This window comes from Lacisediminihabitans sp. FW035 (genome assembly GCF_054880895.1).
This window is the reverse complement of record NZ_CM142187.1, coordinates 3,536,701-3,560,318: the sequence shown is the minus strand read 5'-3', so window position 1 is coordinate 3,560,318 and position 23,618 is coordinate 3,536,701. Positions and strand designations below refer to the sequence as shown.

17 protein-coding genes are annotated in these 23,618 nt (G+C 66.4%); 13 read left to right on the top strand and 4 right to left on the bottom strand.

What is annotated here, in order from left to right:
• Positions 1-8: 8 nt before the first annotated feature.
• Together ACVXZ4_RS17050 and ACVXZ4_RS17045 are read right to left on the bottom strand one after the other, a co-directional pair.
• Entirely contained in the window at positions 9-863 is an 855-nt protein-coding gene (locus ACVXZ4_RS17050) for an EamA family transporter (RefSeq protein ID WP_461795973.1), read from the bottom strand.
• 8 nt (positions 864-871) lie between these two features.
• The gene (locus tag ACVXZ4_RS17045) at positions 872-1,738 is read right to left on the bottom strand and encodes an EamA family transporter (protein WP_461795972.1); all 867 of its coding nucleotides are present in this window, start codon (positions 1,736-1,738) and stop codon (positions 872-874) included.
• 172 nt (positions 1,739-1,910) lie between these two features.
• On the opposite strand from ACVXZ4_RS17045, the gene ACVXZ4_RS17040 reads away from it, so the two are divergent.
• A complete protein-coding gene (locus tag ACVXZ4_RS17040; protein ID WP_461795971.1) occupies positions 1,911-4,409 on the top strand; it encodes a 5'-nucleotidase C-terminal domain-containing protein in 2,499 nt (832 codons plus the stop codon).
• Between the two features lie 248 nt (positions 4,410-4,657).
• Here the strand turns inward: ACVXZ4_RS17040 and ACVXZ4_RS17035 are convergent, their stop codons facing one another.
• Positions 4,658-4,858 carry a hypothetical protein gene (locus ACVXZ4_RS17035; protein ID WP_461795970.1) on the bottom strand — a complete coding sequence of 67 codons (201 nt, stop codon included), beginning with the start codon at positions 4,856-4,858 and terminating at the stop codon, positions 4,658-4,660.
• Positions 4,859-5,006: 148 nt separating this feature from the next.
• On the opposite strand from ACVXZ4_RS17035, the gene ACVXZ4_RS17030 reads away from it, so the two are divergent.
• Together ACVXZ4_RS17030 and recQ are read left to right on the top strand one after the other, a co-directional pair.
• Positions 5,007-5,975 (top strand): lysostaphin resistance A-like protein, encoded by a 969-nt coding sequence (locus ACVXZ4_RS17030; RefSeq protein ID WP_461795969.1) that lies wholly within the window; start codon positions 5,007-5,009, stop codon positions 5,973-5,975.
• A 44-nt stretch (positions 5,976-6,019) separates the two neighbouring features.
• Complete coding sequence (recQ, locus tag ACVXZ4_RS17025; protein ID WP_461795968.1) at positions 6,020-7,960, top strand: DNA helicase RecQ; 1,941 nt, start codon at positions 6,020-6,022, stop codon at positions 7,958-7,960.
• Between the two features lie 592 nt (positions 7,961-8,552).
• On the opposite strand, the gene ACVXZ4_RS17020 is transcribed toward recQ, so the two are convergent.
• The gene (locus ACVXZ4_RS17020; protein ID WP_461795967.1) at positions 8,553-8,900 is read right to left on the bottom strand and encodes a LysR family transcriptional regulator; all 348 of its coding nucleotides are present in this window, start codon (positions 8,898-8,900) and stop codon (positions 8,553-8,555) included.
• Positions 8,901-8,984: 84 nt separating this feature from the next.
• Here ACVXZ4_RS17020 and pip point away from each other — a divergent pair, with 84 nt between their 5' ends.
• The 10 genes from pip (at position 8,985) to ACVXZ4_RS16970 (ending at position 23,596) form a co-directional block, all read left to right on the top strand.
• Complete coding sequence (pip, locus tag ACVXZ4_RS17015) at positions 8,985-9,944, top strand: prolyl aminopeptidase (protein ID WP_461795966.1); 960 nt, start codon at positions 8,985-8,987, stop codon at positions 9,942-9,944.
• Between the two features lie 184 nt (positions 9,945-10,128).
• Positions 10,129-14,607 (top strand): DUF4082 domain-containing protein, encoded by a 4,479-nt coding sequence (locus tag ACVXZ4_RS17010; RefSeq protein WP_461798017.1) that lies wholly within the window; start codon positions 10,129-10,131, stop codon positions 14,605-14,607.
• A 58-nt stretch (positions 14,608-14,665) separates the two neighbouring features.
• Positions 14,666-15,745 (top strand): Gfo/Idh/MocA family protein, encoded by a 1,080-nt coding sequence (locus ACVXZ4_RS17005; RefSeq protein ID WP_461795965.1) that lies wholly within the window; start codon positions 14,666-14,668, stop codon positions 15,743-15,745.
• Positions 15,742-16,737 (top strand): NAD-dependent epimerase/dehydratase family protein, encoded by a 996-nt coding sequence (locus ACVXZ4_RS17000; RefSeq protein WP_461795964.1) that lies wholly within the window; start codon positions 15,742-15,744, stop codon positions 16,735-16,737. The genes ACVXZ4_RS17005 and ACVXZ4_RS17000 overlap by 4 nt, the downstream gene beginning before the upstream one ends.
• A gap of 14 nt (positions 16,738-16,751) precedes the next feature.
• On the top strand, positions 16,752-17,876 hold the full coding sequence (locus ACVXZ4_RS16995) for a DegT/DnrJ/EryC1/StrS family aminotransferase (RefSeq protein ID WP_461798016.1): 1,125 nt from the start codon (positions 16,752-16,754) through the stop codon (positions 17,874-17,876).
• Between the two features lie 55 nt (positions 17,877-17,931).
• A complete protein-coding gene (locus ACVXZ4_RS16990) occupies positions 17,932-18,555 on the top strand; it encodes an LbetaH domain-containing protein (protein WP_461795963.1) in 624 nt (207 codons plus the stop codon).
• The gene (locus ACVXZ4_RS16985) at positions 18,552-19,652 is read left to right on the top strand and encodes a DegT/DnrJ/EryC1/StrS family aminotransferase (protein WP_461795962.1); all 1,101 of its coding nucleotides are present in this window, start codon (positions 18,552-18,554) and stop codon (positions 19,650-19,652) included. Before ACVXZ4_RS16990 ends, ACVXZ4_RS16985 begins: the two co-directional genes overlap by 4 nt.
• Complete coding sequence (locus ACVXZ4_RS16980; protein WP_461795961.1) at positions 19,643-21,187, top strand: oligosaccharide flippase family protein; 1,545 nt, start codon at positions 19,643-19,645, stop codon at positions 21,185-21,187. The genes ACVXZ4_RS16985 and ACVXZ4_RS16980 overlap by 10 nt, the downstream gene beginning before the upstream one ends.
• A gap of 112 nt (positions 21,188-21,299) precedes the next feature.
• The gene (locus ACVXZ4_RS16975; protein WP_461795960.1) at positions 21,300-22,361 is read left to right on the top strand and encodes a glycosyltransferase family 4 protein; all 1,062 of its coding nucleotides are present in this window, start codon (positions 21,300-21,302) and stop codon (positions 22,359-22,361) included.
• The gene (locus ACVXZ4_RS16970; protein WP_461795959.1) at positions 22,361-23,596 is read left to right on the top strand and encodes a glycosyltransferase family 4 protein; all 1,236 of its coding nucleotides are present in this window, start codon (positions 22,361-22,363) and stop codon (positions 23,594-23,596) included. The genes ACVXZ4_RS16975 and ACVXZ4_RS16970 overlap by 1 nt, the downstream gene beginning before the upstream one ends.
• Positions 23,597-23,618 lie beyond the last annotated feature (22 nt).

Sequence of the window (23,618 nt, the reverse complement as noted above, 5' to 3'; positions counted from 1 at the left end):
GCCGGTCGTCAGGCCAGCGCGAGCAGCGCGGCCGCCACGAGCGCGACTCCGAGTCCTGCCCACTGCACCGGAGCTATCCTCTCGCGCAGCACCACCGCAGCGAGCACGATGGTGCCGGCCGGGGCCAGGGCGTTCAGCACCGAGACGATCGAGAGCTCGCCCGCCCTGAGGGCGAGGAGGAACAGGAAAGCGGCCGCGGCATCCGTCAGCCCACAGAGCACGGCGAACCCGACGGTGCTGCGGCTGATGGCGGGTCGGGGTATGCCACGCCGCGCCAGCCGCTGGCTGAAGAGCACGACCGCCATCACTATGCCGGTGACGACGAAGGTGATGAGGAGTGGGGCCGGCCCACTGTCCGGCGGCGTCAGGTCTATGAAGACCAGGTAGCCGCCGATCGCGACGCCCGCCCCCACCGCCATGAGGATGCCGCGCCTGCTCGGCCGCACGGCCCGCTCGCCCGGCACGAGGCAGATCAGGATGATTGCGACCAGCCCCACCAGGAGGCCGAGGTAGCCCAGCCCGCTCAGGCGCTCCCCGCGGGCGAAACCGATCGCGATCGGGATCGCGGCGGCGACGAGGGCGAGGATGGGGGAGAGGATGCTCATCGGCCCGATTGCGAGACAGGCGTACAGCAGCACGAGGGCGACCGCACCGCAGACACCGGCGAGCACACCCCAGAGCAGTACCGGTGCTCCCCACTGACCGGGGAGCAGCACGGTCGCCACCACGAGCACCGAGAACCCGGCGACCGAGTTGATGAGCGTCACCCGCACCGCGCCGGTGCCACGCGCGGCGAGACCGCCGAAGAAATCGCTCGCTCCGTAGATGACGGAGCCGGCGAGGGCGAGGGCGACGCTCAGCACGGCGGTCCCTAGGCCAGTGCAAGCATGGCGGCGGCGGCGAGGGCGAGAACGAGGCCGACCACCTGCACGGGTGCGATCCGCTCCCGCAGCAGGATTGCGGCGAGAAGGATCGTGCCGGCGGGGTAGAGGGCCGTGAGCACGGACTGCACGGTGAGCTCGCCGAGGCGCAGGCCGAGCAGCAGAAGGGCGTTCGCGGTCGCATCGATCACCCCAGCGATGACGGCGAGCGCCAGTCCCGGCTTCCAGCCGCCGCTCGTGGCGGGAGTGGCTCCGCGCCGACGCACCCAGAGCGTACCGATCCCGATCGCAGTGAACATCACGACCGCGTTCACACCACGGCTCACGACGAGCGGCACAAGGCCCGAGTCATCCGGAGTCAGGTCGATCAGGATCAGGAACACACCGATCAGCGTGCCGGACCCGACCGCCATGGCGAGTGCCCGCAGCGAGGGCCGCACCGCCCCCTTCTCGGGCACGAAGCCCACGAGCACGACGGCGACGAGGGCGATGACGATGGCGACATAGCCGAGGACGTTCAGGCGCTCGCCCCGGATCACCCCGGCGACCACCGGCACCACGGCCGAGATCACGGCGGTGAGCGGGGAGAGGATGCTCATAGGCCCGATCGCGAGGCACGCGTAAAGCAACACGACGGCGAGGGCTCCGGTGATGCCGGTGATCCCGCCGAGCAGCACCGCCGAAGAGGACCACACGCTCGGAAACAGCGGGAGGGCGATAACGAGGACGACGAGGCCGGAGAGGCCTCCGATCGCGGTCACACGAACGGCACTGATGCGCTTGGCGGCCATGCCTCCGGCGAAATCGGCTGATCCGAAAATGAGCGCTGCCGTGACGCCGATGAACACAGCGAGCACGGGTGACCTTTTCCAGTGGGAGAACTCAACGGTAGCGGTAACCACCGATGACCATTCGATGAAGTCCCTTCCATCGGCGGCACTCCACCGGCTAGGGTGCAAATCACCCCCCGATCGGGGGTGGACCTGATCGTCTGCACCCGGTGCACATTCCAAGGAGTCTCACGCAGCCATGGCACCCTTCCGTTCCCGTCGACACATCCTTCCGGCGATCGCTCTGGCCGTCGCTCTCGGCATCCCGACCCTCGCCGGGTCCGCCGCCTCGGCAGCCGAGGCCCCGGTCGCCATCGACATCCTGAGTTTCAACGACTTCCACGGTCGGCTCGAGGCATCCTCGCCGTCGGCGGGGGCCGCGGTGCTCGGAGGGCTGGTGAAGTCCTTCCGGGCGGCGAATCCCAACACTCTCGTGGTGTCGGGCGGCGACTCGATCGGTGCCTCGACGTTCACGAGTTTCATCCAGGACGACAAGCCCACCATCGACGCCCTCAACGCGGTCGGCGTCGACGCGAGCGCGATCGGCAACCACGAACTCGATAAGGGTCAGGCCGACCTCGAGGGTCGCGTGATCCCGGCCACCAACTACCCGCTGCTCAGCGCGAACATCTACAACAAGACGACCGGCCAGCCCGAATTCGCCCAGTACGCCCTCAAGCAGGTGGGCGGCGTCACGGTCGGCTTCATCGGCGCGACGACGGATGAGACACCCTCGCTCGTGAGCCCGGCAGGGGTCGCGAACCTCGAGTTCCGGGATATCCCGACCGAGGTCAACCGCGTTGCAGACCAGCTCAGTGACGGTAACGCGGCCAACGGCGAGGCGGATGTCATTGTATTGACAGTCCATGAGGGAGCAGCGGATGCCACGCTCGCGAGTGCCACCGGCGACTCCGCTTTCGGCAAGATCGTGAACACGGTGGACGCCAACGTCGATGCCATCGTCTCCGGTCACACGCACCAGGCCTATAACTGGCAGATCCCCATCCCGGGAACCGACCGCACCCGCCCCGTTCTCCAGGCCGGCAAGTACGGCGAGAGTTATGGACACCTCTCCCTCTCGGTCGACCCCACCACGAAAGCCCTTCTCAGCATCACCTCAGAGGTGAAGCCGCTGTTCGGAGCCTTCGCCCCCGACCCCACCGTCGCCGCTATCGTCGCCGCCGCGGTGGCCGCGGCGAAAGACAAGGGTTCGGTGCCCGTCGGCACGATCACCGCCGACTTCAACCGGGCGAGCCAGAAGGACGGCGTCACCGAGAACCGGGGAGGGGAATCCCCCCTCGGCAACTTCGTGGCCGACGTTCAGCTCTGGGCCACGAACGGAAAAGCGCAGGTCGCGCTCATGAACCCGGGCGGCCTCCGTACCGACCTCAAGTACAAGGCCAGCGCGAACACTCCGAACGATGTGGATGGTCGCGTGACCTACCAGGAGGCCGCGAGCGTTCAGCCCTTCGCCAACACCCTCGTCACCGAGACACTCACCGGCGCACAGCTCAAGCAGGTGCTCGAAGAACAGTGGCAGCCCGCCACCTCGACGCGCCCCTTCCTGAAGCTCGGCGTCTCGAAGTCCCTCGAATACCGCTACGATCCCACGGCGGTCGCGGGCAGCCACATCACCGGCATCACCGTGAACGGCGCGCCCGTGGCATCCACCGATTCGATCACTGTCGTCGTGAATTCGTTCCTTGCCTCCGGCGGTGACAACTTCCTGACACTCGCGAAGGGCGCGAACGCGGGTGACACCGGCAAGATCGACCTGCAGAGCATGGTCGACTACTTCGTCGCCAACCCGGTCGCGTCTCCCGACTACGCCCAGCGGGCCGTGGGAGTCACTCTCTCGTCGACAGCTGCGAAGCCAGGCGACGTCGTGACACTCGGCCTGTCGTCGCTGCTGTTCTCGAACGGGGAGCCGAACTCCGGCACCGCCACCGTGAGCGCGGGCGGGGTGGTGCTCGCCCAGTCGGTCATCGACCCGACGGTCGTCGACCTCGGTGACGAGACGGGGCGGGCATCGGTGCCGGTCACCATCCCCACGAACACACCGGCGGGCACGTTGGTGCTGACCGTCGCCGTACCGCAGACCGGAACGTCGATCGAGGTGCCGCTCACCATTACGGTGCCGGCCATTACCTCCGTCACCGCCCCTACGATCAGTGGCACCGCGAAGGTCGGTCGCACACTCACGGCCTCCCCGGGAACGTGGAGCGTCGCCTCACCGACCTTCGCGTACCAGTGGAATCGCGCCGGGGTGCCGATCGACGGGGCGACCGCGGCGACTTACACCCTGGTGCCGGCGGACGCCGGCGCGGCGATCACCGTGACGGTCACCGCCACCGCACCCGGCACGTCCGCCGGAGTCACGACCTCGACGGCCGTCACCGTCGACCGCCTGACCTCGACCACCCGCGGGACGGTCGACCGGGTGCTGGTGCGTCACAACTCGCCGGTCACCTATCGCATCGTGGTCTCGGGCCGCGGCCTCGTGCCCACGGGTGACGTGGTCGTGCGGGACGGGCGCTCGGTGATCGCGACGGTCACGCTCACCCCCGCCGACAATGGGCGGGCGACCGTGATGCTGCCCAAGCTGAGCCGCGGCATCCACCTGCTGACCGCGACCTACGGGGGAGACGCGCAACTCGCGGATTCGGCGTCGTTCCCGTCGCTGGTGTTCGTGTACTGATCGATGACCGGCGGAGGTAGCCCTCGCCGGTCTCGGTAGCGAGTTGCACCCTTTGCGGCTTCCCGAACGCTGCATCCCGCGAAACGGTGCAACTCGCGGGCTGCCGCGCTCGCGGCAGCGGTGAACGCACCCGCGACACGTGCGTCCGCCGCCACTTCGCACCGATGACGAGCCCGAGGTGAACGCATCCACACTGCGCGAGTTCTTCCGCCCCTACCGCGGCGAAGCGACGGCCTGACCGATCAGTCTCAGGCGCCGAGCCCCTGCAACACATGGAACATCACGTACGCCGGCCAGACGATGGCCTTGAGGAGGCCGAAGACGACCTGCAGGAATGAGCCGTCGCTCGTGGAGATGAAATAGATGGCCGCCCCTACGTAGGCGAGGAGAAAGACGAATCCCCACTGCCCGTCCCGCACGATTCCGCGACCTCGACTGTTTGTCGCCATCTGACTCTCCCGACCTCGAACTGACCTCAGAGCTTCTGGCCTCCCAGCCTAGCCAGCCCGGCCACACTGCGGCAGGGCGGCAGATGTCCCGCGAATTGGGGAGTCCGGCTCTGGCCGGACTCCCCGCTTCAGTGGTTAGGCTCGCCGCGTGGAATTCGCCTATCACCGCCTCGCCCGTAGTGCTCCCGGCTATCGCTGGTGGAAGCCCCTTGTCACGGGACTGATCGCGCTCGGCATCTTCATCGGCTTCACCATCGTGCTCGTCGTGCTGTTGCTCGCGTCTACGCTGGTGTTTCCCGAAGTGCGCCCGGTGATCACGAAGCTCATCACCACTGGCGAGATCGACAACAGCCTTCCCGTGATTCTCGCGTTCTCGCTCTCCTCGATCGCCGTGATCCTCCCCTCGGTCTGGCTCGCCCGCCTCATCATGGGGCCGCGCCCGGTCGGCCTGCTCTCGTCGATCGCCGGGCGGTTGCGCTGGCGGTGGATGGCCCGGCTCATCCTCCCCGTCGTGATCGCGTACGGCGCCTCGACCCTGTTCTCCGTGGTGCTGATGCCCCTCCTGACCGGCGAGTCGATCCCACCCGCCACCGTGTCGTCGAGCACCTGGATCGTCGTGCTCGTCGCGGTGCTCCTCGTGCCGGTGCAGGCCACCGCAGAGGAATTCTTCTTCCGTGGGTACCTTGCCCAGACGATCGGCGGCTGGCTGAAGCATCCGCTGTTCGCGATCCTGTTGCCGGTACCGCTCTTCACCATCGGCCACCAGTACGACGTCTGGGGACTCATCGACGTGTCGGTGTTCGCCGTGGTCGCCGGATGGCTGGTGTGGCGCACGGGCGGGCTCGAGGCATCCATCGTCGCCCATGTCGTGAACAACACGGTGATCTTCGTGATCGGCGCCTTCGGGCTCGTCGACGTGAACTCCAAGACCGGAAGCGGCCTCGAAGTCGTGATCTCGGCGGCCACACTCGCTCTCTACGCGTGGCTCGTGGTGCGCGCGGCGAAGCGGTTCGGGCTCCAGCGCGTGCGTGTGGTCGCGCCTCCTCCTCCGCCGGACCCCGGGACGATCGTGCACAGCGACGCCGACCCGGAGGGCGCTGTCGCACCCCGCGGTTAGACTCGCCCGGTGGGTCGGAACCCCACGAGAAAAGGATCTGTGCGGTGAGCTGGAGTGCGGAAATCCCCTGGGATCCCGATGACCTCGAGCCTCCGGACGATTTCGCCTATGAGCCTCCGGGGGCCGAAGATCGTGAGCGGGAGTTCATCGCCCGCGAGCCGGTCCGGCCCGCCAGCTCCAAGTACTCCAGCGCGAGCGATGCCCTGCACACCGTATTCGGCTACGACAGCTTCCGCGGCGACCAGGCTGAGATCATCCAGCAGGTCGTGGACGGCGGGGATGCCCTGGTTCTCATGCCCACCGGCGGCGGCAAGTCGCTCTGCTACCAGATCCCTGCCCTCGTGCGCGAGGGCACCGGGGTCGTAATCTCACCGCTCATCGCCCTCATGCAGGACCAGGTGGATGCCCTTTCCGCGGTCGGCGTGCGTGCGGCGTTCCTCAACTCGACCCAGGACCAGTCCGAGCGCCGCGGGGTGGAGCATGCGCTCCTGAACGGGGAACTCGACCTGCTCTATCTCGCCCCGGAACGGCTGAGGGTGCCGGCGACTGCCGACCTGCTCGACCGCGCGGCGATCTCGCTCTTCGCCATCGACGAGGCCCACTGCGTGTCGCAGTGGGGGCACGACTTCCGGCCGGACTACCTCCAACTCTCGATGCTGCACGAGCGCTGGCCCAGTGTGCCGCGCATCGCCCTCACCGCCACCGCCACAGAGCAGACCCACCTCGAGATCCAGAAGCGGCTGCAACTGACGGATGCCCGGCACTTCGTCGCGAGCTTCGACCGGCCGAACATCCAGTACCGCATCGCGCCGAAGAACGCGCCACAGCAGCAGTTGCTCGAGCTGCTGCGCAGCGAGCATCCCGGCGACGCCGGCATCGTCTACTGCCTCTCGCGCGCCTCGGTCGAGAAGACCGCCGAGTTCCTGGTGCAGAACGGCATCGCGGCCCTGCCGTACCACGCGGGACTCGACTCGCGAGTGCGGGCGGCGAACCAGTCCCGGTTCCTGCGCGAGGACGGCATCGTGATGGTCGCCACCATCGCCTTCGGCATGGGCATCGACAAGCCGGACGTGCGTTTCGTGGCCCACCTCGACCTCCCGAAGTCGGTAGAGGGCTACTACCAGGAGACCGGCCGGGCGGGGCGCGATGGCCTGCCGTCTACGGCCTGGCTCGCCTATGGCCTGCAGGACGTCATGCAGCAGCGCCGCATGATCGACGGGTCGGAGGGAGATGCCGAGCACCGCCGGCGCCTCGGTCTGCATCTCGACGCGATGCTCGCGCTGTGCGAGACCGTCGAGTGCCGACGGGTGCAGCTCCTCGGATACTTCGGTGAGACATCCGCCGCCTGCGGTAACTGCGATACCTGCCTCGCTCCGCCCGAGTCCTGGGACGGCACTGTGGCCGCCCAGAAGCTGCTCTCCACGATCGTGAGGCTGCAGCGCGAGCGCAACCAGAAGTTCGGCGCCGGCCAGATCGTCGACATCCTGTTGGGTCGCACGACCGCGCGTATCACCCAGAACGACCACTCCTCGCTGTCGACCTTCGGCATCGGCACGGAGCTCACCGAGCAGGAGTGGCGTGGAGTCGTGCGCCAGTTGCTCGCGCAGGGGTTGCTCGCCGTGCAGGGGGAGTACGGCACTCTCGTCGTCACCGAGGCGAGCACTACGGTGCTCGGAGGCCAGCGGCCGGTGATGTTGCGCCGCGAGCCGGAGCGGCCCGCGCGTCCCTCGAAGTCCCGTCGCAGCGCCCCCGCCGTCGACCTGCCCGCCGATGCGGCTCCCGTCTTCGAGCGCCTCCGGGCGTGGAGGGCGGCCGAGTCGAAGGAGCAAGGCGTGCCGGCGTACGTCATCTTCCACGACGCGACTCTTCGCGAGATCGCCACCGGCACTCCTACCTCCCTCGCGGAGCTCGGCACGATGAGCGGGGTGGGAGAGAACAAGCTGGCCAAGTACGGCGAGGCGATCCTCGAGGTGCTGGCGGGCTGAGCGATGCGGGCGAGCGTGTCTTCCGGGCTGAGCGATGCGCGCGGGCGAGCGATGTTGCGAGCCGGTCTTTTTTCAAGGGCTGCGCCGGCTACCGGGCTACTTTCCGGGCTGATCTGACTCCCGGGCTGCGTGCCGGGCCGGGCTGGCCCGACTCCCGGGCTCGTTTTGGGCCCGGCTGGCCCCGGTATAGATTCGGGGCCACCCGACTCCGGGCTGCGTTCCGGGTCGGGCTGGCTGCCGGTCGCGCGTGCCCTCGGCCGCGAGTTGCATTCTTTTGCGGGTCCACGGGCGTGGCGTCCCGCAAAAGGGTGCAACTCGCGGGATCGGGACCTCGCATCCCTGCGCGCTCTCGGGCTGAATCGCGACTGAGTCGCGGGCGGGCAAGCGCCCGCCCGGCAGGTCGAGGCCCACGCGCCGGGGAGGATGCGTTCCGGCTGAGGGGTGTGTGGAGGCCGTTCTCGGCGCGATCATCCGGTCGACGTCCCCCTCCGCCGGTCGCGCCGTGCCCTCGGCCGCGAGTTGCACTCTTTTGCGGGTCCACGGGCGTGGCATCTCGCAAGAGGGTGCAACTCGCGGGCCTGCAGGCGAGCGACTACCGCGACTGGCGGTTCTTATACGGCCGCGGCTCGCCTTTGACGATCGGTGCGCGTCCCGTGCCCTTCGATGCCTTGGCTTTGCCGCCGGGCGGCGCCGCGGGGGCGGGCGGACGATCATCGAATTCCGCGAGTTCGATCCGGGCATGATCGAGCAGGGCGGTTCCGGCGCCTGTGAGGGTCGTCGACTCCTGGCGGCGATCGAACAGGTCGGAGCCGACCTGGGCCTCAAGCGCGCGGATCGACGAGTCGAGTTTCGCGCGAGAGATTCCCAGCGAAGCGGCGGCGCGCACGAAATGCAACTCCTCGGCGACGGCGACGAAATGCCGCAGGTGGGTGATCTTCACGCAAAGCTCCTCGGTTCCCGCCCAGCGCAGCGGATGCCTTCAGGGTACGCGGCCCGCACCGCGACCGCCCCGTAGGCTCGAAGCATGCGCAGCTTCTACCCCGAGATCGAACCCTACGAATCCGGGCTGCTGGATGTGGGTGACGGCCAGAGCATCTACTGGGAGACCTCGGGAAACCCCGACGGCAAGCCCGCTGTCTTCCTGCACGGGGGACCGGGCGGCGAGACTCAGCCCAACCACCGACGGTTGTTCGATCCGGCGAAATACCGCATCATCCTCCTCGACCAGCGAGGCTCCGGGCGCAGCCTTCCGCACGCCAGCGACGCCGGGATCGACCTCAGCACGAATACGACCTGGCACCTGGTCGACGACCTCGAACTGCTCCGCCAGTACCTGCGGATCGATCGCTGGCTGGTGTTCGGCGGATCCTGGGGCAGCACGCTTGCGCTCGCCTACGCCGAGACGCATCCCGGTCGAGTGTCGGAGCTGGTGCTCAGAGGCATCTTCACCCTGCGCAAATCCGAGCTCGACTGGTTCTACGAGGGCGGTGCCGAAGCCGTGTTCCCGGATGCCTGGGAGGGATTCCTCGCCCCCGTCCCACTCGACGAGCGCGAAAACCTCATCCAGTCCTACCACCGGCTCCTCGCCGATCCCGACCCCGCCATCCATGGTCCGGCCGCGGTCGCCTGGTCGGTGTGGGAGGCATCCACCATCACCCTGATGCCCCGACCCGACGTCGTCTCGACCTTCGCCGACCCGCACTACGCGCTCGCCTTCGCCCGCATCGAGAACCACTATTTCGTGAACCGCGGATTCTTCGACGAGGGTCAGCTCATCCGTGACGCCGGCGTCCTCGCCGACATTCCCGGCGTGATCGTGCAGGGGCGCTACGACATCTGCACTCCGGCGGTCACCGCCTGGGACCTGCACCGCGCGTGGCCGCAGGCCGAGTTCGTCATGGTGCCGGATGCCGGCCACGCCTACGACGAGCCGGGCATCCTCTCCGCGCTCATCGACGCGACGGACCGCTTCGCGGAGGACTGAGCGGCCTCGATCGACCGCGCCCCCAATTCGGGGGGCAGGGGCACTATTCTGTCCCACCTGCTTGGCGTAGGGGTTCTGACTGTGTCACTATTAGCGCGTGCGATATACCCGAATTTCGCACCATTCCGGCGTACCCGAGCGCCGCGTCCTTTGGATTCTGGCCGCTCTCGGCACAACCCTCACAATGGTGCTGTCCCTTCTACTGCTCACCGACGTCACCCGCGTCAGTGCAGCTTCCACCTGCGCCCCCGGCGTCAACCCAATCGTCTGTGAGAACAGCAAGCCGGGAACGGATCCGTCCGTCTGGGACATCGATGGCGCCGGCGACTCGAGCATCCAGGGCTTCTCGACCGACATCAGCGTCAACGTCGGCTCCAGCATCGGCTTCAAGATCGACACGCCGGCTCGCGCGTACTCGATCACCATCTACCGGACCGGTTACTACCAGGGGCTCGGGGCACGCCAGATCGCCACCGTGACGCCGTCTGCGACGCTGCCGCAGACGCAGCCGCAGTGCATAACCGACAACACGACGCAGCTCTACGACTGTGGCAACTGGGGTCTCTCGGCGACATGGAATGTGCCCTCCGATGCCGTTTCCGGCGTCTACATCGCGCTTCTCAAGCGCGCCGATACCGGCGGCACGAGCCAGATCACCTTCATCGTGCGCGATATCTCCAGTCACGCGGCCGTTCTGTTCCAGACTTCCGATCCCACTTGGCAGGCCTACAACTCCTACGGTGGCGCCAACTTCTACCAGGGTGCCGGCGTGGGACGCGCCTACAAGATCAGCTACAACCGTCCGGTCGTGACGCGTGGAGCAAGTGACGGTCGCGACTTCTACTTCGCGAACGAATACCCCATGGTGCGGTTCCTCGAGAAGAACGGGTACGACGTCAGCTATTTCAGCGGCGTAGACACCGATCGATTCGGGTCCGCGCTCACAAACCACAAGGTGTTCCTGTCGGTCGGCCATGATGAGTACTGGTCGACGGGCCAGCGCGCCAATGTCGAAGCCGCGCGCGATGCGGGCGTCAACATGCAGTTCCTCTCCGGAAACGAGGCGTACTGGCACACCCGGTACGAGAACTCGTCGACCAGTGGCACGAGTGTGCCCTACCGCACCATCACGTCGTACAAGGAGACCTGGGCTGATCCTGCCGGGAAGATCGATCCGAGTCCGACCTGGACCGGAACGTGGCGCGATCCGAGGTTCGCCTCCCAGGCGAACGGCGCCGGACTCCCGGAGAACGCGCTCACCGGCACGCAGTACATGGCGAACTTCAGCGACCTGCCCGTCACCGTCTCGGCGGCCGAAGGCAAGACACGGCTCTGGCGCAACACCACGCTGACATCCCTCGCGGCGGGAACGACGGCTGCTCTTGCGCCCCACACGATCGGCTACGAGTCTGATGAGGATGTCGACAACGGGTTCCGCCAGCCCGGTCTCGTGCATCTGTCCACCACCGTCGGCCCAACTCCGCAGTACTTGCAGGATTTCGGCAAGAACGTCCTGCCGGGTACGACAACGCATAACCTGACGCTCTACCGTGCCGCCAGCGGCGCACTGGTCTTCTCGGCCGGCTCCATCCAGTGGACCTGGGGTCTCGACCAGACCCACGACGGTGCAGGCGCCCCCGCAGACAAGCGCATGATCCAGGCCGAGGTCAACCTCCTTGCCGACATGGGCGCGCAGCCGGGCTCGCTGGACTCCACGCTGGTTCCCGCGTCAGCAAGCTCGGACGTGACCCCTCCCACGGCGACCATCACGAGTCCCGCCGCCAATGCGGCTGTCGTGAACGGAGCCAGTATCACGGTCACGGGCACGGCATCCGATGTCGGGGGTGTCGTCGCAGGCGTCGAGGTGTCCACGGACCGCGGAGCGTCCTGGCATCTCGCCACCGGAACGACATCGTGGTCGTACACGTACCTGCAGCAGGGTGCCGGCGCCCAGGCAATTCAGGTGCACGCGGTGGATGACAGTGCCAACTACTCGAGCACGCCGACATCCGTCACCGTCACTGTCGCCGGACCGTTCTCCGTACTCGGCAACGTCGTTCCGAAGACGGTTGACAGCGGTGACGGCGGTGCTAATGAGCTCGGTCTGAAGTTCACTCCCGCTGCCGATGGCTATGTGTCCGGGGTGCGCTTCTACAAGAGCGCCGCCAACACCGGCAGCCATTCCGGCTCCCTCTGGTCAGGCGCGGGCGTTCGTCTGGCCACCGTCGCGTTCTCGGGTGAGTCGGCGAGCGGATGGCAGACGGCCAAGTTCGCCACCCCGGTGGTCGTCACCGCGGGAACCACGTACACGGTGTCCTACTCGTCACCGAAGGGCCACTATTCTGCCGAGGCCTACTACTGGGGCTACCGAGGGAACACGGCCGGACCGCTCACAACAGCGGGCGGTTTCGGCGCTGCTTCAGCAGGGGTTTACGGCACACTCGGCGGCTTCCCCGCATCCAGCTACCAGGCGACCAACTACTTCGTGGATGCGGTCTTTGCGACCTCGGATGCGTCGGCTCTCGTCGCCACCAACCAGTGGCCTCTCGACGGATCGTCGAGCGTTCCAGCGAGCACCACGATCAGCGCGCACCTCTCGAAGGTGGTGTCGGCTCCGTCGGTGTCGTTCTCGGTGCTCGACCCCACCGGCCTTGCGGTCTCCGGTACGACCGTCTACGACCCGTCGACCCAGAACGCGACGTTCACTCCCGCCGCAGCACTCAAGGGTTTCGTGAAGTACAGCGTGAAGCTCAGCGCGCAGGACACCACCGGGATGCCCGTCTCGAACGGCGCAACCTGGAGCTTCACAACGGTGAAGCCCGCCAGTGTGAACGGAGTCTGCCCCTGCGGCCTGTTCGATGACTCTGTGGTGCCGACGGTGCTGCAGGCCGGTGACCCGAATGCCGCGTTGAGCCTTGGCGTGCGATTCAGCCCGACCTCCGCCGGAGTGATCAGCGGGGTCGAGTTCTACAAGGGAGCCGGCAATACCGGCACGCACACGGGGTCGTTGTACACCTGGGACGGCACCCTGCTCGCCACGGCGACCTTCGCCAATGAGTCGACGTCTGGCTGGCAGACCGTCATGTTCTCCAGCCCCGTTGCGGTCACCGCCGGAGGACTTTATGTCGCCTCGTACAGCACGACGAGCGGTAACTACTCGCTCACGCCGGGCGGATTCGCCGCGGCGGTGACCAAGGGACCGCTGCAGACCGCGAGTTCCGCCGGAGCATATTCGTACTCCGGGTCGTTCCCGTCGAACCAGTCGACGACGAACTATCTCGTCGACGTCGTGTTCAACAACCCTCCGCCTGCGATCTCCGTGGTCAGCCAGACCCCGGCCTCCGGGGCGACGACGGTCGATCGCGGCACCGCGGTGAAGGTGGTGCTTTCGGCGCCTGTGGCAGCGGGATACTCTCTGGCCGCCAGCAGCAGCGGGGGCGCCATCGCCGGAACGACGAGACAGTCAACGGATGGCACGACTCTCACCTTCACCCCGACCTCGACGCTGCCCAACAATGCTTCGGTACAGATGGTGCTCTCTGGCGTAGTTTCGACCGGGGGTGCCTCGTTGGCGACCCAGACATGGGCGTTCACCACCGCAGACACCACGAGCACGACGACGCAGACCTCGTTCTTCTCTGCTGAGACCCCGACAGTGCTGGCGGCCACCAACGACTCGTCCCCGGTTGAGCTCGGAATGTCGTTCACTCCGTCGGTCGCTGGAACCGTCACTGCGATCCGGTTCTTCAAGGGCACCGGCAACCTCGGCACCCACACGGGTCACCTGTGGTCCTCGACGGGTTCGCTACTTGCCACGGTCACTTTCACTGGCGAGACGGCGACAGGGTGGCAATCAGCCTCGCTGTCGACCCCCCTCGCGTTGACAGCGGGTGTGAAGTACGTGGTGTCGTACCTGGCGCCCCAGGGCCACTATTCCTACACCGCGAACTACTTCTCGTCTGCCAAGACCGTCGGAGCGCTCACGGCGGGCGCCACTACCAATGGCCTTTATCTCTACGGAGCGTCAGGCGGATTCCCGACGGGCAGCTACCAGGCGACGAACTACTTCGTGGATCTGGTGTTCTCGAGCAGTGTGACGCCTACTCCGACTCCTACTCCGACGCCTACTCCGACACCGACACCTACCCCGACACCGACGCCTACCCCGACACCGACTCCCGGTGCGCCGGTCTCGTTCTTCTCGACCGAGACACCGGCGGTCGCGGCGGCGAACGACTCGGCGGCGGTCGAGCTCGGGATGTCGTTCACCCCGTCCTCTCCGGGCTCGGTGACGGCGATCCAGTTCTACAAGGGCACCGGAAACGGCGGCATGCACGTTGGCCACCTGTGGTCCCCGACCGGCACATTGCTGGCCACGGTGACCTTCTCCGCAGAAACGGCAACAGGCTGGCAGAGTGCCGCTCTCTCCACACCGGTCGCCCTGACTGCGGGCCAAAAGTATGTCGTCTCCTACCTGGCTCCTCTCGGCCGCTATTCATACACATCCAATTACTTCTCCACGGCGAAGACCGCCGGCGTGCTCACCGCGGGTGCTACGACGAATGGGCTTTATCTCTACGGAGCCTCGGGGGGCTATCCGACGGGAACGTATGGCGCGACCAACTACTTCGTGGACGTGAGCTTCACTCCCGCAGTATCGTGAGGCGGGGGTGTGCTGATGCCGCCCGAGCCCTCGAAATAGTTTTTGATATGGGGGAGTAATGACGGATAAATTCACTGTCGCAGTGGTCGGGGCCGGATACTGGGGTCCGAATCTCGCTCGTAATTTCAGTTCGAGTGCGGACTGGGAACTGCTTGCCATCTGCGATCTCGACCGGGAACGCGCGGAGAAGCTCTCGGCGCGGGTCGGACACGTCGACGTCTACACCGACCTCGCCGCATTGCTGGCCCGCGACGACCTGGACGCGATAGCCGTAGCCACTCCCGCCCGCACTCACCACCCCGTGGTGATGGCGGCCCTGCGCGCGGGCAAGCATGCGCTCGTCGAGAAGCCGCTGGCCGACAGCCGCCTGCACGCCGCCGAAATGGTGGCCGGAGCATCCGAACGTGGCCTCACGCTCATGGCCGACCACACCTATTGCTACACGCCGGCGGTGCTCAAGATCCGCGAACTCGTGGCAAGCGGTGCCCTGGGAGAGATCCTCTTCATCGACTCCGTACGAATCAATCTGGGGCTCGTGCAGCCTGATGTGGACGTCTTCTGGGACCTCGCCCCCCACGACCTTTCGATCATCGACTTCATCCTGCCCGGTGGATTGCGCCCGCAGGCGGTGTCCGCCCAGGGCGCGGACCCTCTCGGAGCCGGCAAGTCCTGCATCGGGTACCTCACGGTGCCCCTTCAGAACGGGGCGATCGCCCACGTCCACGTGAATTGGCTGAGCCCCACCAAGATCCGCAGCATGATCGTCGGTGGCACGAAGCAGACCCTCGTCTGGGATGACCTCAATCCCCAGCAGAGACTCAGCATCTACGACCGCGGCGTCGACCTCGCCCAGCAGTCGAGCGACAATGCCGATCGACGCGCGTCGACCGTCTCGTATCGTCTCGGCGACACTTGGTCGCCCGCTCTCCCCGAACACGAAGCTTTGGGAGCGATGGCAACGGAGTTCGCCTCGAGCATCCGTGATGGTCGACCGGCGAGAACGGACGGCCACGCGGGCCTCCGTGTCCTCTCGGTTCTCGAAGCAGCGAGCCGCAGCCTGGCGGACGCAGGAAACATGGCGCCTGTCGAGACCGGAAGTCTCGACGGCGCGCCCGTACTGGTGGAGGCAGCAAAATGACCGAACTCGCAGGCGCGAATGTGCTCGTGACGGGAGGGGCGGGGACCATCGGGTCGACGCTCGTCGACCAGCTTCTCGATGCCGGTGTCGCGCATGTCGATGTGCTCGACAACTTCGTGCGGGGTCGACTCGGAAACCTCGAGCCGGCGATGACCTCCGGGCTGGTCACGATCGTCGACGGCGACATCCGGGACCGTGACCTGGTGAACGACGTCACCCGCGGAAAGGATCTGGTCTTTCATCAGGCTGCGATCCGAATCACCCAGTGTGCCGAGGACCCGAGACTCGCCCTCGAGGTTCTCGTCGACGGCACCTTCAATGTTTTCGAGGCCGCCGTGGCCAACAAGGTCGACAAGATCATCACCGCGTCCAGCGCATCCGTCTACGGAATGGCCGAGGAGTTCCCCACCGGGGAGCGCCACCATCACCACAACAACGACACCTTTTACGGAGCGGCCAAGTCATTCAACGAGGGCATGATCCGCAGTTTCCGTGCGATGAACGATATCGACTATGTGGCGCTTCGATACTTCAACGTCTATGGACCGCGGATGGATGTGCACGGCCTGTACACCGAGGTGCTGGTGCGGTGGATGGAACGGATCGTCGACGGAAAACCGCCGCTCATTTTCGGTGACGGACTCCAGACCATGGACTTCGTCTTCACCACCGACATCGCCCGCGCCAACATCCTCGCGGCATCGAGTGACATCCGGGAAGGGGTGTACAACGTGGCGAGCGGATCCGAGACCAGCCTTCTTGGGCTCGCAGAGTCGCTTCTGCGCGCGATGGACTCTGAGCTCTCGGTAGAGCACGGCCCGGCGCGCGCGGTGAACGGGGTCGAGCGAAGGCTTGCTGACACGTCGAGCGCTCGTCGTGACCTGGGATTCGAGACCCGTGTTGAGCTCGAGGAGGGTCTGCGCCAACTCGTCGAGTGGTGGACTCCTCTTCGCGACGAGATCGCGGCCGGACGCCCGGAGGCAGCCGCGTGACGCGAATCAACGTGATGAAGCCGTGGATGGGCGCGGAAGAGATCGCCGCGGTGACCGAGGTGATCGAATCCGGCTGGGTGGCCCAGGGACCGAAGGTCGCGGCGTTCGAATCCGCTTTTGCAGAAGCGATGCAGGCCGAACATGCCGTTGCCACGTCCAACTGCACCACCGCACTCCATCTCGCTCTTGTGGTCGCGGGAATCGGCGCCGGTGACGACGTGGTGGTTCCGTCGTTCTCCTTCATCGCCACGTCGAACGCTCCCGTCTACGTGGGGGCGCGGCCCGTCTTCGCCGATGTCGATCCGCTCACGGGCAACGTGACGGCAATCACCATTGCCGCCGCGCTGACCGATGCGACACGCGCTGTCATCGTGGTGGACCAAGGCGGAGTTCCGGTCGACCTCGAACCCATCAGGGCTCTCTGCGATCCCCGGGGAATCGTCGTGATCGAGGATGCGGCCTGCGGCGCCGGATCGACCTATCGCGGACGCCCGGTCGGTGCCGGGGCTGAGCTGACCGCGTGGTCCTTCCATCCTCGCAAGATCCTCACGACAGGTGAGGGGGGGATGCTCACGAGCTCGAACGGGGAGTGGGCGGCTCGAGCCCGCATCCTGCGTGAACACGCGATGAGCGTCTCGGCGGCCGATCGACACTCCAGCATCCTCTCGCCCCCCGAGCAGTACAACGAGGTGGGCTACAACTTCCGGATGACGGACCTCCAGGCCGCGATGGGACTGGTTCAGCTCGGTCGGCTGCCGCTTGCGGTCGCCCGGCGTCGTGCGAACGTTGCCGAGTACAGCGCCCGGCTCGCAGACGTGCCCGGACTCCGCATCCTCACCGATCCTTCATGGGGCACAAGCAACTTCCAGTCCTTCTGGATCGAGGTGCTCCCCGCCTTCCCGCTGACCCGTGACGGACTCCTCGAACACCTGGCCGGCGACGAGATCTCCGCCCGCCGCGGAATCATGGCCGCGCACCGCCAGCCGGCCTACGCGGGCGCGGACGCCGGTACGGCCGACCTGAGCGTCACGGAACGCCTTACCGACAACACCCTCATCCTCCCGTTGTATCACCAGTTCGAAGAGTCCGATCGCGAGCGGGTCATCATGTCGATCCGGTCGGCGGGTGGAGTGGCCTGACATGGAACAGGTGGTCCTAGTGGGCGCAAGCGGGCTTGCGAGAGAGGTTCTCACCGTGCTCAGGGAGACCGGCAACGGCGGCCCCTTCGCACTCGTCGACGACGATGCAGCCGGGCTCGGGCGGGAATTCGATGGCGTCCCCGTGCTGGGAGCGATCGACGATCTCTTCCGTTTCCCCGATGTCCGGCCCCTGCTGTGTGTAGGCTCCGGCGCGGCTCGGGAGCGGATCGCCGAGCGACTCCGCGGCCAGGGTTTCGGGGACGCCAGTTTTGCCACGGTGATCGATCCCAGCGTGCGAAATCCGAGTGGCAGCCCGATCGGGCCGGGGTCGATCCTGCTTGCGAATGTCACCCTCACCGCCGACGTGACGGTGGGCCGTCACGTCGTGATCATGCCCGGCGTCACCCTCACCCACGATGATGTCATCGAAGACTTCGCCACGATCGCGGCCGGGGTGGCACTCGGCGGGGGCGCGAGAGTGGGCCGTGGCGCCTACCTCGGAATGAACTCGTCGGTCCGCCAGCACGTCACGGTCGGCAGCTACAGCACCCTCGGAATGGGTGCTGTATTGCTGCGGGATCTTCCCGATAATGAAACGTGGGCGGGGGTTCCCGCCATCCCCCTCGCGCGAGTTCTTCAGCAGTTCGCCGATGAATCCGTATCAGGAGAAGGCTCATGACCCTCGTCCCCATGCTCGATCTCTCTCTCCAGCACGCGCAGGTCGCCGACGAGATCCGAGAGGGATTCGACCGCGTGATCAGCGCGACGAGCTTCATCCAGGGACCGGATGTCGCTGCCTTCGAATCGCAGTTCGCCGAATACTGCGGCATCGAGCATGTCGTCGGTGTCGCAAACGGAACGGATGCCATCGAGCTCGCCCTTCGTGCCGCCGGCATCGGACCGGGGGATGAGGTGATCGTGCCCGCGAACACTTTCGTCGCGACGGCCGAGGCCGTCGTCCGCGCAGGAGCGACCATTGTGTTCGGGGACTGCGACGAGACGTATCTTCTCGATCTCGAGAGCCTTCGCGAGCAACTATCCCCGCGCACCCGGGCTGTCGTCGCCGTGCACCTGTACGGCCAGACCGCCGATGTCGACGGCATCAGGGCTGTGATCGGCGACCGGGACGTCGTCGTCGTCGAAGATGCGGCCCAGGCGCAGGGGGCGCGCTATCACGGACGCCGGGCGGGATCGCTCGGTGATGTGGGCGGAACGAGCTTCTACCCCGGCAAGAATCTCGGTGCCTACGGTGATGCAGGCGCTGTGCTCACGAACTCGGCCGAGTTCGCGCGCCTTGCACGGACCATCGGCAGCCACGGTGGACTTCGCAAATACGAGCACATCGTCGTGGGCACCAACTCCCGGCTCGATACGCTTCAGGCGGTTGTGCTGTCGGCTAAGCTCAAGCACCTCGACGACTGGAATGCCGAGCGCCGGGCGATCGCGACCCGGTATACGCAATTGCTTTCGGATGTCGCGGGGGTGCAGACTCCGGTCACGCTCGACGGCAACGAACACGTCTTCCACCAGTACATCGTGCGGGTCGCCGATCGGGACCGTGTGGTCGCCGAGATGAACGTTGCCGGTGTGGGTGCCGGCATCCACTACCCCCTTCCGGTGCACCTTGTGCCCGCATTCGCGAACGAGCGCTTTCCGCGCGGATCCTTTCCGACTGCGGAGTCCACCGCGTCGCTCATCCTCTCGTTGCCGATCTACCCGGGACTGACCGCCGAACAGCAGGACCGGGTGATCGAGGTACTCGTGTCATGTCGCTGAACGCGCAGGAGAACCCCGCCGACGCCCAGCTTCCCGACCTGTCCCTGACAGACAAGGTGCGTCGCGGCGCATTTTGGGCTGGTGGTAGCTCGATCTTTCTCCGGTTCGCCAACATCGCGCTCACCGCGGTGGTTGCACGAATCGTGGCACCCGAGGAACTGGGCATATTCGCCCTGACCCTGGTTATCTACGGGATCGTCGTGAGCTTGGCCGAGCTAGGGGTCTCGTCGGCGATCGCCCGCTCCGACCTCGACCCGGACGAGATCGCGCCGACGATCGCCACGATCTCTATCGCGACCAGTCTTCTCCTCGCGAGCGCAGTCGCGGTCTTCGCCGTGCCGATCGCCACGGCACTGGGTTCTGCGGATGCCGCTGTGCCGATCCGGATCATGGCCCTGTGTGTCGCGATGATCGGGCCGTTTGCTGTGCCGGGTGCGCAACTCCAGCGGGAGTTCCGCCAAGATGTCGTGTTCAAGGCCACCGCGATCTCGTTCGTGCCTTCCAGCATCGTGCTCATCGTCATCGCGCTTCTCGGCGACGGGGCCGTCGCGTTCGCCTGGTCGCGGGTGATCGGCCAGATCGTGATGGGCACGATCATGACTCTCGGTGTGAGCAAGCGCTACCTCCCCGGGTTCTCGGCGAAACTGCTGCGTCCCCTGCTGCGCTTCGGACTCCCTCTCGCATTCGCGAACGTGCTCAGTAATGTGTTGCTCAACATCGACTACGTGTTCGTCGGGCGATTTCTCACGCTTTCCGATGTCGGGCTCTACAACCTGGCGTTCAACATCTCGATGTGGTCCACCGCGGTTATCGGCACCATCCTCAACGGCATCGTGCTTCCCGCTTTCTCACACGTGCGCGCGAAGGGTGGAGATGTCCCGGATGCGCTGCGTGGCGCGGTCCGCACGGTCGCCTTTGTCGCCTGCCCGATCGGCGCGGTGACCATCGCCCTCGCGACGCCCCTTGTCGTCACGATCTACGGCCACAAATGGGCGAGCGCGGCCCCGGTGCTCGGGGTGCTGGCGGTCTACGGTGTCATCTCGGTCATCTGCCTCCTTCTCGCCAATGTCATCATCTCGGCGGGACGGACCGGGATCCTCTTCCTCGTGCAGGCGCTCGCGATCGTATGCCTGGTGCCGGCGATGTGGGCCGGAGTGACTCTCGGGGGCCTTATCGGGGTGGGTGTCGCCCATATCGTCGTCATTCTGCTCGCGACCTTCCCGCTCTACGTGCTCGCGATCAGACGGGCGATCGGTACCGGCCCAGTGCTGATCCTTCGAGCGATGCTCTGGCCGGCGCTCGCGGCCGCTGCTGCCGGAGTCGCAGCGTGGTCGGTCGCGTTGTTGCTCCCCGGGGATCCCCTGAAACTGCTCGTCGGAGGACTCGCCGCCGTTGCCGTGTACGTGGTGCTGACTGCTCCCCTCGTGCAGGCGGTGATGCCGGGTGGCCTCGCCCGGCACAGGGTCGTCAGCGCTGTCATGAATCAGGTCGGGCGTCCGAGCGCCTGGGTACTGGCCCGAACGTCAACGAAATGAGTATGTCGTGAAAATCGGACTCCTCTATCCCAATCGAGACCCCCTCTCGCCGGGCAACTGGTCTGGCTCGCCCCACGGCCTTGCCGGTGGACTTCGCGCTCTCGGCATCGAGGTGATTCCGCTCGGGACAAAGCTCCCCATTGGCATCCATCAGGCTGTTGCGGTGTTGTCGAGGATCGGCGGCAAACGCGGCGCAGTGGCGGATCGCACCCTGGTGCGTCAATATTCCCGAACGCGCATGCTTTCCCGCCGCGTCGCCGAAAATGCGGCGAACCTTGACGGGATCATCGCGATGGGCCTTGAGATGTTCGATCTGGAAGCCGTTCTGCCCCCCGGTGTCCCAGTCGCCACCTTCGATGATGGGACTCTCCTACAGATGTGGTGCAATCCGGATTCCGATATCCGCGAGTCTGGCTTTCCGGAACGCGAGGTGAAACTCTGGTTCGAACGCCAGGCCAAGTCGGCTCGGGCGGCAACGGTGTGTTGCGTGGCTACCAACTATGCGGCGGGATCGTTCATCGAGGACTACGGTGTTCCCGCCGATCGAGTCGTCGTCGTGGGGATGGGGCACCGGCCGCGTTCTGCACCGCCGGAAGGCGAACGGGATTGGTCGATTCCGCGCTTTCTCTTCGTCGGCGTCGACTGGCAGCGCAAGAACGGCGATGCTGTGCTCCGGGCATTCCGCACGGTGCGGGAGAGCTTCCCTTCCGCGACGCTCGACCTGGTCGGCAGACACCCGCTCGTGACGGAGGAGGGTGTTCGCGATCATGGTTTCCTCGCCCGGGAAGACACTGCATCCCAAGCGCTCCTCGACGCTCTGTTCGCGACCTCCACCGCGTTCGTCCTCCCCAGTCGATACGATCTCTCACCGATCGCCTACATGGAAGCGGCATCGGCCGGGCTGCCCGTCATCGCCTCCGCGGAGGGCGGCGCGGGGGAGGTCCTCGGCGACGCGGCGATCTCTGTCCATCCCGCCGACGAAACAGCGCTGGCGGACGCGATGCTGCGACTGGCCGACCCCGAAACGGCCCGGGCCATGGGCACACGGGCGTCGGCGGCGGCCTCGACAGCGAGCTGGGCGCATGTCGCCGGTCGCATTGTCGATGCCCTTCGCGCTGCGCCCAGGCATGCCCCCGCCCCGCGGGAATCAACGGGGCCGGAGGCGAAAGCCTGATGGCGACCACGGCACGCAAGACCGTTCTCGTACAGCTCAACAGCCTCGGCATCCGCGGTACCGAGCTGAATGCCGTGGACTTCGCGCACGTCGTCGAACGCCACGGCTACGACTCCATCCTGATGGGCCCGCGTGATTCGCTTCCCGACGGGCCGTCGCTCTTCGATGTAGCGGCAGAGCGAGGGGTGCGGCTCGAGGCGTTCGACCGACCCGCAACGGTGATGCAGGGAGCACGGATGCTCAGCTCGCGCGCGCGCTCTCTCGGCGCGGACATCGTGCACGTGTACGGCCCATGGGCCGCGCGGCCGGCCTACTGGGGACCAAGTCGGTTCGGTCGTCGTCCGCTGGTTCTCACCGACTACGAGATGGCGCTGAGCCCCGACACCTTCACCGCGCCACAACTGATCATCGGCACCGGCTATCTTCTCGACGAGCAGGAGCACCGGTTCGGCCCGACCACGATGATCAGCCCGCCCGTCGACCTCTCGCGGGACAGCCGTGAGGTGGTGGACGGACGAGAGTTCCGGCGCGAACTCGGAATCTCTCCCGACCAGGTCGCTGTGGTGCTGATCGGACGACTCGACACCACGATGAAGGCGCTGAGTGTCGAGATCGCTGTGAAAGCGATGGAACTGATCGATCGAGACCGCGTGGTGCTGGTCGTGGTGGGAACGGGAGACGCCGAAGAGCGCCTGCGAGGGCTCGGCGACGGCGTCAATGATCGGCTCGGACGCACCGCCGTGATCTTCGCCGGCTCGCGTTCCAATCCGCGGCCCGCCTACGCGGCCGCCGACATTTCGCTCGGTATGGGTGGATCCGCATCCCGGGCGCTCGCATTCGGAACCCCGCTCATCGTGCAGGGCGAGAAGGGCTGGACGCGCACCTTCACCCGCGCGAGTGCTGCTGCCCTGTATCGAAACAGCTTCTGGAGCGATGACGCGGACGAGGCTCCTGTCGACGACCTCGTCATCCGTTTGCGCGAGCTCGCTGACGACGCCTCTCTCCGCACGACACTCGGCGCCTTCGGGAGGGAGTTCGCTTCAGAGAACTTCGGGCTCGAGCAGATGGCGGCGAAGCTCGCCGAGTGCTACGCGACGGCCTCGGCGACGTATGGCGCACGCTCGTGGCTTCACGACATCCATTTCGAGGTGATGGCCGCCCGCTATCGCCTCACGGGCCGCAAACCACAGCTCGGTGCGGACGGGCAGCCGTCCGCCTATCGGTTCCAGCTGTGAACCGGACGGCAACCCGATGAGC

What these genes read in the sequence shown, in the direction of transcription:
- ACVXZ4_RS17040 (WP_461795971.1), top strand. Translation starts at nt 1,911, where the DNA reads ATGGCACCCTTCCGTTCCCGTCGACACATCCTTCCGGCGATCGCTCTG.
- ACVXZ4_RS17035 (WP_461795970.1), bottom strand. Translation starts at nt 4,858, where the DNA reads ATGGCGACAAACAGTCGAGGTCGCGGAATCGTGCGGGACGGGCAGTGG.
- pip (WP_461795966.1), top strand. Translation starts at nt 8,985, where the DNA reads ATGCGCAGCTTCTACCCCGAGATCGAACCCTACGAATCCGGGCTGCTG.
- ACVXZ4_RS17010 (WP_461798017.1), top strand. Translation starts at nt 10,129, where the DNA reads ATGGTGCTGTCCCTTCTACTGCTCACCGACGTCACCCGCGTCAGTGCA.
- ACVXZ4_RS17005 (WP_461795965.1), top strand. Translation starts at nt 14,666, where the DNA reads ATGACGGATAAATTCACTGTCGCAGTGGTCGGGGCCGGATACTGGGGT.
- ACVXZ4_RS17000 (WP_461795964.1), top strand. Translation starts at nt 15,742, where the DNA reads ATGACCGAACTCGCAGGCGCGAATGTGCTCGTGACGGGAGGGGCGGGG.
- ACVXZ4_RS16995 (WP_461798016.1), top strand. Translation starts at nt 16,752, where the DNA reads ATGAAGCCGTGGATGGGCGCGGAAGAGATCGCCGCGGTGACCGAGGTG.
- ACVXZ4_RS16985 (WP_461795962.1), top strand. Translation starts at nt 18,552, where the DNA reads ATGACCCTCGTCCCCATGCTCGATCTCTCTCTCCAGCACGCGCAGGTC.
- ACVXZ4_RS16980 (WP_461795961.1), top strand. Translation starts at nt 19,643, where the DNA reads ATGTCGCTGAACGCGCAGGAGAACCCCGCCGACGCCCAGCTTCCCGAC.
- ACVXZ4_RS16970 (WP_461795959.1), top strand. Translation starts at nt 22,361, where the DNA reads ATGGCGACCACGGCACGCAAGACCGTTCTCGTACAGCTCAACAGCCTC.